This is a genomic window from Methanosarcina barkeri str. Wiesmoor, from assembly GCF_000969985.1.
In the GTDB taxonomy this organism is placed as follows: domain Archaea; phylum Halobacteriota; class Methanosarcinia; order Methanosarcinales; family Methanosarcinaceae; genus Methanosarcina; species Methanosarcina barkeri_B.
In genome coordinates this window covers 3563963-3576780 of sequence record NZ_CP009526.1, presented here as the reverse complement: position 1 = coordinate 3576780, position 12818 = coordinate 3563963, and the positions used below count along the sequence as shown (strand labels likewise).

Annotated in this window: 3 protein-coding genes; all 3 read left to right on the top strand. The window is 45.9% G+C overall.

Translation table 11 applies throughout. From position 1 onward, the window contains the following. Positions 1–974 precede the first annotated feature (974 nt). The 3 genes from MSBRW_RS23595 to MSBRW_RS24090 all read left to right on the top strand — a co-directional run bounded on the left by MSBRW_RS23595 (position 975) and on the right by MSBRW_RS24090 (position 12072). Positions 975–1283 carry a hypothetical protein gene (locus tag MSBRW_RS23595; protein WP_230670187.1) on the top strand — a complete coding sequence of 103 codons (309 nt, stop codon included), beginning with the start codon at positions 975–977 and terminating at the stop codon, positions 1281–1283. Next, positions 1207–6684, top strand: coding sequence for a PKD domain-containing protein (locus MSBRW_RS14730; protein ID WP_230670147.1), 5478 nt, complete (start codon positions 1207–1209; stop codon positions 6682–6684). Before MSBRW_RS23595 ends, MSBRW_RS14730 begins: the two co-directional genes overlap by 77 nt. A gap of 1452 nt (positions 6685–8136) precedes the next feature. Further along, a complete protein-coding gene (locus tag MSBRW_RS24090) occupies positions 8137–12072 on the top strand; it encodes an outer membrane protein assembly factor BamB family protein (protein WP_011306971.1) in 3936 nt (1311 codons plus the stop codon). The last annotated feature ends 746 nt before the right edge of the window (positions 12073–12818 follow it).

Sequence of the window (12818 nt, the reverse complement as noted above, 5' to 3'; positions counted from 1 at the left end):
CGAATTGAATTCCAACCTGCAAAAAACTTAGTGCTCATTTAACTACTTGAACGCACAGAAAAAACTTTTATAATTTATTTGAGTCAACAACAGCAGAAACCGGAGCATGCTCAATAACAGGGAAACGGATAGACGGTGAAAATAAATAAGGAATAGAATCTGAAAAATTTCCTTTATTTCTTCAGGGTCTTGAAGGAGCGTGTTATCCATAAGGATAAGAATAATTAGCCAAAGATTTTTATTTGTAGAAGCTACAAATATTAATCTGTTTAATTGTATCTAATTAGTTAAATAAAATATTTCTGAAAAGCTTGGAACATTTAGACAAAGTCATTCCATATTAAGAATTGTATCCAGCTAAGATACGAAAATTCCATAATAATTCGGTTGGTCTGACGCTTCAAAAAGGTCCGAAACCTGATTCGATAGCCTCACCATATACAAAATAAGGCTCGATTATTTCGCCCAGAACAACCGCCAACCCCATAAAAACATAGGAGGATCTCAAAAAAGAAACTAAAAGCACTTATTTTCTATACACGGCTCTTGCCTGAAATTTGTTTTAAACGAACTGAAAATCAGGTATGTCCTTCACCAAAGATCTTGACAAGTATTGAAGCATTTTTGCTTAAAGGGCGAATTTTAATTCGAGCTGTGTTTTTCATATTCAGCATTTTTCCGGATTTTGAAATACTATCATCATCTGTTAGGTCACCGAAACTTTCTACCCCTAATTTGACAGATTTTATTAATTAATACAGTTTTTATTACAAAAAACACATTGCGTTGGCACATTATCTTTTGGTAATATGAAATATATCAAAAATCTATAAACACAATCTATAAATTTAAATTGTATGAAGAAAACCGAAGCTTGAAGCCCATTTACACATTGTAATATATATGCTTCTGTCAAATTAAGGTTCTACAGCTAAGTAGTTCAAAACCGGCTGATCCCAGAATCCTCAGAATCCGTGAGAATAAAAAAACAGAATAACAAAATTCAGTCGCTTCCTGCTTTCTTCAAAGGTCCGAAAATCCTTGAACCAAAAACAATTTCCTGCCCAGACAAACCGATTACCAAATATTTTGGGGTCCGGAAATTTCCGCGCAGGCATGCTGAAACCCCTATGAAAAAAGAGGAGAAACGAAAATATGAACAAACATACATTGAAAATATTTCTAATTTGTATAACATTGCTCCTGGTGGCGGCTGCTCAGCCGGCACTGGGGTCCGACTGGGCCCAGTTCCAGAAAGACAATTACAACTCCGGAATAACTGATGAGGCTGGCCCGATAAGCAATAATGGCAGTTATGCCTTCGCTGTCCTTACAAAATCTAGTGGGATGAGCGGGATCGATACAACGCCGGTGGTCGTCGACGATGTCGTTTACACCGTCGCTAATGGCGTAGCTTTCGCCTTCAACAAGACCACAGGGGATCAAATATGGAATCACACTGTAGCTGGCGGGTTCGTTCTGGCCACGCCTGTGGTCGCCGACGGCAAGATCTTCGTCGGCACCAGAAACGGCGTCATCGCCGCACTCAACATCTCCACCGGCGCAGAGGTCTGGATCAACTCCACTGGACTGGGCGGCGAGAAAGCTCAGGTGAACACGCCTATCATCTACGACTCCGGTAACATCTACTTCGGAACCTGGTTTTCCAGCGGCGTCGGTTCATACTACTGCGTGAATGCCACTGACGGCTCGTTCGTATGGGAGCGTGCCTGCACCAGCAATGCGGGATACTACTGGGCCGGCGCTTGCGTGGTAGGCGACTACCTCGTCTACGGTGGCGATAACGGCCACCTAGTCTCAGTCAACAAGTACACCGGGACGGTTATGGAAGATGTGAGCACCGGTACCATCTTCAGCTCCGGCACCGGCAATATCCGTTCCTCCATGAGCTATGACCAATCAACCGGGAGGCTGTACTTCGCTGCCGGTTCCTCCTGCTACTATGTAGGATTCGACTCCGGCACTGGTACCTTCGTCAAGAGCGTAAAGGGCTCCGGGACGATGTCGGGTAGCTCCACTTCCACCCCTGCCGTGTACAACGATCGTGTGTATGTGGGCTGCGGTGGTTCCCTGTACTGCCTTGACGCCGATTCCCTGCAAATAATCTGGTCCTATGCTGTAGGTGCCCAGGTGCAATCATCTCCTGCCATCTCGACCTACTATGATGATGGCGACGGGGAGATTTACATCTATTTCACAACAAACGATGCCTCTTGCGGTATGTACTGCCTCAAAGACATGCCGGGCAACACCGAACCCATCGTGCGGTTCGAGTTCTTCCCGCCGGGCAGTATGAAGCAGTATAGCCTGCAGGGTGCGGCGATCTCCGACGGCATGGTCTACTATGGCAATGATGCGGGTTACCTGTTCGCTCTTGATGATCCTGCAATATGCTTTGCTGCCAACACTACCTACGGCTCCTCTCCACTGACGGTTCAGTTCACCGACTATAGCGTCGGGGCGACCGCATGGCAGTGGGACTTTGACAACGACGGAAACGTGGACAGCACGGAACGGAACCCTATATATACATACAGTGCCGCAGGTAACTACTCCGTCAATCTGACGATTAACAAGTCGACAGGCAGCGTTCAGGAACTCAAGACCGACTACATCACCGTGATCGAAGCGAAGCCTCTGGAAGATTATTTAACATATACTAACAGTAGCAGCTCGATAACAATCACCGGCTACACCGGACCGGCTGGCGATCTGATCATACCCGATGAGATAGATGGTCTTCCTGTCACAAAAATAGCCGACAGGGTGTTTCAAGGAACACCATTGACCTCGGTGGTCATTCCTGACAGCGTCACCGACATTGGACTCTACCAGTTCCAGAACTGCGAGGACCTTATCTCGATCTACACGGGCGGAGTACCATCTATTTCAACGAACAATATCCGGAACTGCCCCTCCTTAGAAACGATAACTGTTGGCCACAGGCTTTCTTCTATTACCAGCTACTCGATCCGTGACTGCCCCTCCCTGGACGCCATGGTGTTTGAGGCCGAGGGCGACGCACCGAGTGCTAGTGGCAACTGGAACTATAATTGTCCCAATCTGGTGGTGTACTACTGTGAGAACGCTACCGGCTTCACCACACCGAGTTGGGCTGGCAAGCCGTGTTATCCAATAGGCTCCCCAACCGCTGACTTTTCGACCAACACCATTTTCGGCAGTGCACCGCTCACGGTACAGTTCACCTATTCGGGTGTGGGTGCGAACGCTTTGTCCTGGTACTTCGACGACGACGCTACTGTGGACAGCACTGCGAGGAACCCCAGTTATACCTACGATACACCGGGTACCTACTCGGCCACTCTGTATGTCAACAACCCATGGGGCAGCGACAGTAAGCTCAGAACAAACTACATTACCGTGACTGAGGCTCACGCTGACGGTTGGGCTTACACCAGCGACGGCACCTCGGTGACCGTAACCGGCTACTCCGGACCGGACAGCGACGTGACAATACCCGGTGAGATCGATGGCCTGCCGGTGACCACTATCGGTGCCAGCGCGTGCAAGGCCCTCACCTCCCTGACCTCTGTGACCATACCGGACAGTGTCACCACTATCGACGCCAGTGCGTTCTACGGCTGCACCAACCTGATCTCGGTGACTATGCCGGACAGCGTCACCACTATCGGTTCCAGTGCATTCTATGGCTGCACAGGCCTGGCCTCGGTGACCATACCGAACAGCGTTACCACTATCGGCTCCAGTGCGTTCTACGGCTGCACAGGCCTGATCTCAGTGACCATACCGAACAGCGTTACCACTATCGGTTCCAGTGCATTCTACGGCTGCACCAACCTTACTGTCATGATGTTCAACGGCAATGCGCCGACGACGGTCGGCAGCAATTGGGCATCGGGCACCAACCTAGTGGCATATTACTCCGAAGGCGCTACTAACTTCACAACCCCTGAGTGGAACGAAGTCCCGTGCTACCCAGCACTCACCGCCGCGACCGCCGAGTTCACCTCGAACATCGTCTATGGCAGCGCACCGCTCACGGTAAAGTTTACCTATACGGGCGTGGGCGCGAACGCGCTGGACTGGTACTTCGACAACGACAGTACTGTAGACAGCACTGCAAGGAACCCCAGTTATACCTACGATACGCCGGGTACCTACTCGATCAAACTGAATGTCAGCAACCCCTGGGGCAGTGACAGTGAAGTTAAGACGGCCTATATCACCGTAGCCGAACCGGTCGATAACTTTACCTATCTCTCCGACGGTACCTCGGTGACCATAACCGGCTACTCCGGACCGGGCGGCGATGTCGTCATTCCGAGCACGATAGGGAACCTGCCGGTCACCGCTATCAGCGACAGCGTGTTCAAGAGCAATACCAACATCACCTCGGTAACCATACCGGACAGCGTCACAACCATCGGCTCCAGTGCTTTCTACGGCTGCACCGGCCTGACCTCGGTGACCATACCGAACAGCGTGACTACCATCGGCAACAATGCGTTCAACGGCTGCACCGGCCTGACCTCGATGACCATAGGAAATAATGTCACTAAAATTGACGATAGAATGTTCTATGGCTGCAGCGCCCTGATCTCGGTGGTCATTCCTGACAGCGTCACAACCATCGGCGACAGCGCGTTCTACCAGTGCAGTAACCTGGCTTCGGTGACCATACCTGACAGCGTCACAACCATCGACAGCTATGCGTTCCGTGACTGCAATGCACTGACCTCAGTAACTATACCTGACAGTGTCACTAACGTCGAATCAAGGCTGTTCTACGGCTGCACCGGCCTGACCTCGGTGACCATAGGGATTGGCCTTGATGAGATCCCCTCTTATATGTTCTACGGCTGCAGCGCCCTGACATCAGTAACCATACCGGACAATGTCACCGAGATAGGTAGCAATGCGTTCCGCAAAACCGGCCTGACCTCGGTGACCATACCGAACAAAATCGCCACCATCGGCAGCAGTGCGTTCCGCGACTGCAACGCCCTTACCTCGGTGATGTTCACGGGCAATGCTCCTTCTTCAGTTAGCAGTAGCTGGGCATCTGGAAGCACTTCCCTGACGGCGTACTACTACGAAGGCGCTACCGGCTTCACCACACCGACGTGGAACAGCGTCGCCTGTTACCCGTTAACAGCGGCACCAGTGGCTGATTTCGAGGCCGATGTGACATCAGGAATCGGACCTATGATTGTGAAATTCACTGATCTGTCCACCAGCTCTCCGGATACCTGGGCATGGGACTTTGATAACGACGGAACTGCGGATTCAACTGAGCAGAACCCTTCGTATACATATACTTCAGTCGGTACTTACACTGTCAACCTTACGGTTGCAAATGCAAACGGGACCGATTCCGAGGTAAAGACCGATTATATCACAGTATCCGAACCATCTACGCCTGCAGAACCGGTTGCTGCTTTCACTGCTGATGTAACTGCCGGAACTGCTCCGCTTACGGTTAACTTTACCGATCAGTCCACAGGCACACCGACCTCCTGGATCTGGGAATTCGGGGACGGAGCAAACTCAACCGAACAGAAACCCTCGCATACCTATAATGAGGCAGGTAACTATACCGTAAATCTCACTGTCAAGAACTCAATTGGCAGCAATAGCACTGTAAAGACTAACTATATCACTGTATCTTCTACGCCTGTAGAACCTGAACCCGTTGCTGCATTCATAGCTGATGTGACCAGTGGTACTGTGCCTCTCATTGTCAACTTTATGGATCAGTCGACTGGCTCACCTACATCCTGGATATGGGACTTCGGGGATGGTACTAACGCTACCGAACAGAATCCAGTCCACACTTACACTGCAACCGGTACCTACACTGTCAACCTTACGGTTTCCAACGAGGATGGAAATGATTCTGATATAAAAACTGGGTATATTAAGGTATCCAGTCAATCTTCAGCAAAGCCAGTAGCTGCATTTACTGCGTCTCCTACTTCAGGAAAAACACCATTAAACGTTGCCTTTACTGATACAAGCACTGGCTCCCCAACTTCCTGGTTCTGGAATTTTGGAGATGGAGCAAAGTCATTCCTACAGAATCCGATTCACAAGTATTCAAAAGCAGGAATATACACTGTTAACTTGACAGTAAAGAATGCTAAAGGCAAGAACACGGTAACAAAAACAGAATATATAAACGTGATAACAAAACCGGTTGCAAACTTCAACAGCAGTGTTACATCGGGAAAAGCACCATTAAAGGTTAAATTTACTGATACAAGCACAGGAATACCTGCTAAATGGAGATGGGACTTTGGAGACGGAGCAAAGTCATTCCAACAAAATCCAATTCATAAATATTCAAAGGCAGGAACATATACTGTTAACTTGACAGTAAAGAATGCTAAAGGCAAGAACACGGTAACAAAAACAGAATATATAAAAGTAATAACAAAACCGGTTGCAAACTTTTCTGCGAATCCAACATCAGGAAAAGCACCATTAAAGGTTACTTTTACTGACACAAGCACAGGAATACCTGCTAAATGGAGGTGGGATTTTGGAGACGGATCAAAGTCATTCCACCAGAATCCGATTCACAAGTATTCCAAGGCAGGAACATATACTGTTAACTTGACAGTAAAGAATGTTAAAGGCAAGAACACGGTAACAAAAACAGAATATATAAAAATTACATAAAATTGTAACAAAAACAGTTGCTTAAAGGAAAAAATGGAATGTATGGGAAAAGGAATGAAAGAACGAAGGGAAATAGAGAAAAACTTTCTCATATCCAGCTGATTATGCTGGTTCCGGGAACAAAAAAAGGACAATAACCTTCTGGGCGGAGGCAGCCGAATAAAGCTGCTTTTCTCCTTTATTTTTTGAATTAAAGTTCAGGTTTTTTTACAGGAGAAAAGACAACCTTACCGAACAGTTATTGTGTACCGTTCAATTATTGTGTACATGGAAACTTATTCAGTTGAACTGAAAGCCAGTGTCATTAAGCATCAACAATTTTTACTCACCCAGATTTATTATCCAACTTATGTTCTATTTACATAACCTTCTTTAGAGTTTTCTTTATATAGTTATAATTCCAATCTTTTTATCTGTTGTTGTTATTGCTGACTATAACTCCAAGATCGATGAAAACTTCCTGAAGAGTTGAGCTGAAACAGAAGTACAGAACAATGAATTGAATTATATCCCGCAAACAACTTAGTGCTCGTTAACGATGTAAGATCCCAGGCAAACCGCCTATGAGGTCATTCTTAACGAAAGCGGAAACCGGGGCATGCTTAAGTATAGGGAAACGAATAGCCGGTGAAAAAGAAATAGGGAATAGAAGCTAAAAAATTTCTTTCTTTTCTTAAGGATTCTAAAGAACTGTGTTAACCACCAGGATAAGAATAATTAGCCAAAGATTTTTATCTGTAAAGTGGTCAAATAATTAATTAGTTTGATCAGATATTACTGATAAATCCCGAAACTTTAAAGAAGAAAAATTTTCTGCAGCATATATTTCAATAAATTCTTCCAATCGTCCTTGTCTGGTGCTTCAAAAAAGTCCGAAACCTGATCTGCCTTTTTCACTAAACTTGAAATCGGCCAGATTCTTCCTCCCAGACCAGCAAACAACCCTATGAAAACACAGGAGGTTAGCAAAAAGATGAGAAGTTGAAAGCACTTATTTTTCTTCGCATGGTTCTATGCCTGAATTTATTCCTGAAACTGAAAATGTAGGTATGTCTTCAGCGAAAATTTAGATAAGTATGGAAGCATCTTTACTTACATCAAAGCATCTTTACTTACATCAAAGCATCTTTACTTGAAGACTTATTTTTAATTTTCAATTCGAACCGTGTTTTTCATTCAGCATTTTTCCGGATTTTTAAATGCTGTTATCGTCTGTTTGATCCCCATAATTTTAAATTCACATCCTTCAAAATCGGCCGATCCCGAAATCCGCGAAAATAAAATACAGAAAAACCAAATTTTAGCCCATTCTGCTCTCTTCAAAAGTCCGAAAATTCTTGCACCAAAAACAAACCCCGTTCCGATCCAAAACATTTCTTTCAACCTCCAGGTGATCGAAAATTACCCAGCAGGATGGCCCGAACCCTATGTAAAGCGTAGGAGAAATAAATAATGAAAAAAATGAAAAGTAAAATACCCATTCTTTGCACAATACTTCTTCTGATGATGGCAATTATCCCGGCATCTGCAATGACTTCAGATTGGCTATTAGGCGGAGGTTCATCAGGCGGAGAAGGTGGTGAAACACCTGTTGCAGTCGCACCTATGCCTGATTCATCGGATACGGTGATGTTCAAGAACAACCTCTATCACACCGGGGTTACATCGCAGGCAGGTCCTATTGATGACCCTGACCTGATATGGTCTACGCATACGGGATACATGAATACGGACCCCCTTGTTTTAGATGATCTTTTAGTATCCGTGTGTAGCCACAATATAAGTGTCCATAACATCACGACGGGAGAATATATATGGAACACCGTTACATCCGGAGAGAATCTTGGGCCTGCATGCTACGGTAACGGAACGATATTCTACCCCGAAAGCTCCAGGGGAAAACTCTCTGCATATGATATTAGAAACGGGGACCTTTTATGGAATATAACAGGACTTGGGGGGTCTTATTCACAGTTAAACACCCCCGTTGTATATGAAGACCACCGGATCTATTTTGGAACATGCTATGGGAACCCATCTGCTTATTATTGCTACTATGACAATGGAACCCAGTGCTGGAGTTATGAAGGAGACGGTTATTACTGGGCAGGAGCTGCAGTAATCGGCGATTACCTTGTATTCGGAGGGGAGGATATGAACCTGACGTCCCTCAACAAGAATACGGGTGAGCTTGTGGATGAGATTAACGTATCTGCTGTCTTCTCGATACCGAATAGCGGAAGCCAGATCCAGTCGTCGGTGTCATATGATGAAAACAGCAGTCGCTGTTACTTCACGACGACCTCCGGATATTGCTGTGTAATAGGATTTGATAAAAGCACAGGGAAGTTTGTCAGGACCGATAAGGCTTCACATAGTATAGGGCCAAGCACTTCGACCCCAGCCATATATAATGGACGGCTCTATGTCGGAGTCGGCAAGATGTTCAAATCTGGTGGTGAGCCCTGTCTTTTCTGTCTGAATGCATCAGACCTGTCGGAAATATGGAAGTACACTGCAAACGGCATCATCCAGTCTTCGCCCACAGTGTCCACATACTATGAGAATTCAACAGGAGACATTTACATCTACTTTACAACAAATGTCAAAAACGGAACGGTGTACTGTCTGAGGGACAATGCGAGTAACACCGATGCCATGGAAGTCTGGCACTGGACTCCTCCTGAGAGTATGCAGCAATATGTTCTTGGCGGGGCTGTTATTAAGCAGGGGTATTTATTTTTTGGAAACAATGAGTGGAAAGGAGCGGCGGGTTGTACTTTCGCCCTCAAAAGAAGCGATTCCAATCCTGTTGTTGCAGACTTTTCCGCTGAAAACACCTTCGGAAAGGCCCCGCTCAACGTGTCGTTTACCGATGAATCCACCGGCTATGGTATAGACGGATGGCTCTGGGACTTTGGAGACAATACCACTTCGAACGAGACGAACCCTTATCATATATATGAAAATAACGGCTTATATACGGTAAGCCTCACTGTTATAGGTTCTGGCAGTTCCAATACATCCACAAGAACAGGACTTATCAATGTCACGGATCAGATAACTCCGGTAGCGGACTTTTCATATAGTGTTTCCGGCACTCAAAGTCCCGTATCAGTTGAATTCACCGATACCTCATATAATACCAACTCTGCGACCACTTGGTCCTGGGACTTCGGTGACAATACTACCTCAAACCTTCAGAACCCGACCCATCAGTATGCCGAAGATGGCACGTACAGCGTAACCCTCACCGTTTCAAGCCAGTACGAAAGTAATACTGTTAAGAAATCCGGTATTATAATAGTCGAGCCCTGGAATGTTCCCGAATGGGCTACAAACGATTCCTGGCCGCAGTTCCAGAAAGATGCACAGCACAGTGGCTTTTCCGAAGGATCTGCACCATCAACAGCCACCAGACTCTGGGTAAGTGACAACATCGGTGCTGTTAGAAGTTCTTCGGTTGCAGTATCAGGGGGCAGGATCTTTGTAAACTGCAATGACAACGATACCGGAATGTCTGTCATCCGCAGTCTTAACCAGCAGACCGGAGCCGTCCTTACCGATCACGGTGAAGCGGATGGCGGTGGTTTTTATGGTTCCTGGTCTTCACCTGTTTATGACGACGGGAAAGTATGGTGTGGCCTGAACAACTACCCTGAGGGTACCACTTACAACTCGGTAAACGGCGGCACAATGGTTGCAGACGGGAAGGTATTCTCATCTAACTGGAAGGGTAACCAGTACTTCTGCTTCGAGGAATCCACCGGAGAAGAATTATGGAATTTCAGTGCACCTGTTTCATCTTATGCGCAGTCATGTCCCGCGTATAAGGACGATAAAGTCTATGTTCTTTATTGGCATGGCTTCAGTGATGACGGTGAAAATTTGGTCTACTGCCTCAATGCAGATACCGGTGAGGAGATCTGGAAACATGCCAATATAAGCAGCAACCCCTGCGGATCTCCGATGATAACCGACGATGCTGTCTACTTTACGACCTACAACCCGGAAGGAGAAAGTGCACAGCTTTATGCACTGAATATCACTGACGGTTCAGTATTGTGGTCCAACACCTCCATCACAGGTACAGATTCGACCCCGGCCTATGCTTATGGGAATATATATGTAAGCAGTGGTTATTCTCGTTATATTACATACTGCTTCAATGCCACAACAGGAGAACTGGTCTGGGAGACCGATCCCAAAGACAACATCGGGTTTTGGACCTGCTCGCCTGCGGCTGCCGACGGCAAGGTTTACGTAGGGACCGGAGGTTCCGGTCTCGTCTGTCTTGATGCCTACACCGGAGAGCTAATCTGGCAGGACAAAGGGGGTGGCAGTACACCTGCAATCGTCGATGGGGTTGTATACTCAGTCGGTAAAGACGGCAAAGTCTATGCATACTCTTCAAGCCAGTCTGTTGCTGATTTCACAGCCAATACGATTTCTGGTGAAGCTCCCCTGACTGTTAATTTCACCGACCAGTCCAATGGTGCTGAAAGCTGGTCCTGGGACTTTGACGGCGACGGAAACGTGGATTCCACCGAGCAAAACCCGGCTCATACTTACACTGCCGCAGATAATTACACCGTGAACCTCACAGTTACAAACGCAGAGGGAAGTAATTCCAAGGTAAAAACAGACTATATCACGGTAACCGACTCTTCGACTCTGGGGGACCAGCCTGATCTCATTGTTTCTTCCATTATCCCGCCGTCCGGTGTTAATGCAAATACCTCATGCAACATCGGCGCCACCATCAACAACATCGGCGCAAGTGATGCTGTAATCTTTAACGCGACCCTTTCCGTAAACGGCGCTGTTGTGGATACCAGCACCGTATCAGGGATTGTATCGGGCAGTAGCACTGCTGTTAATTTCTCGTGGAAACCGGTTAAGTCTGGGGATTACAGCGTTAAGGTAAGCGCAGATGCGGGGGATGTGATAGCCGAATCGAATGAGACAAATAACGAACTTACGGATAGTATCACTGTTGAGGAAGCTTCTTCAGGGAGCCAGAAAGGGTCATCAAGTGTGTCCCTGAATGTAACCATTATTCCGGTGATTTCTCTCGAGGTCTCTCCTTCAGCCCTGGATTTTGGGGAACTGTACCCTGGAAAAAACAGTGAGCTCCAGTATCTAAATCTCAAAAACAGAGGAAGCTGCGACGTAAATGTTACAGCCATAGTCTGCGACTTCTCTGCTGGAGATGAGCTTTTCAGCCAGGGACTGATGCTGGACTCTCAGCTATGGGATAATTACTGGAAAGTAGTAGGAAGGAACAGTCAGGAAAACACTTCAGTAGCTTTACAGGTTCCGACTGATTATGCTGGTTCCGGGAACAAAAAGGGGACAATAACCTTCTGGGCGGAGGCAGCCGAATAAGGCTGTTTTCCTCCTTTCTTTTTTGAAAATTAAATTTCAAAATTTATACTAAAAGAGATAGGAGATAAATTATTAGTCAACTGGCTAAGAATAATTAGCCAAAGATTTTTATCTATAGAACTCCAAAATAATCAATTAGTTCAATCAGATACAATTAGTTCAATCAGATACAATTAGTTCAATCAGATACAATTAGTTCAATCAGATACAATTAGTTCAATCAGATACATTTCAGGAAATATCAAAATTTCCGCAGCATATGTTCCAGATAAACTTTTAAAACTCCAGTTGTTCTGACACTTCAAAAAGGTCCGAAACCTTATCTGATTGCAATATAGAATTCGAAATGCAGACAGACTCTTCCGCTCAGACCAACTGACAACCCTATGAAAATACAGGAGGTCTTCAAAAAGATAAGAAACTGAGCACTTATTTTTCTTTACACAGCTCTAGCCTGAATTCTTTCCTGGAATCAGGAAAGTCAGGTAGATTCTTCAGCAAAAATTTTGATGAGAAACATATAAATTTTACCTAAAGAGTATGCTAGATTTTTAATTGGGGCTGTGTTTTCAAATCAGTATTTTTCCGGATTTTGAATGCTGTTATCTTCTGTTTGATCACCGGGATTTTGAAGCCAAATACTTCAAAACCGGCTGATCCTAGACAAAAATCCGTGAGAATAAAAAACAGAAAAACAAAATCCAGTCGCTTCCTGCTTTCTTCAAAGGTCCGAAAACCCTAAACCA

Coding starts and splice junctions, on each gene's coding strand:
- MSBRW_RS24090 (WP_011306971.1), top strand. CDS start 8,137: ATGAAAAAAATGAAAAGTAAAATACCCATTCTTTGCACAATACTTCTT.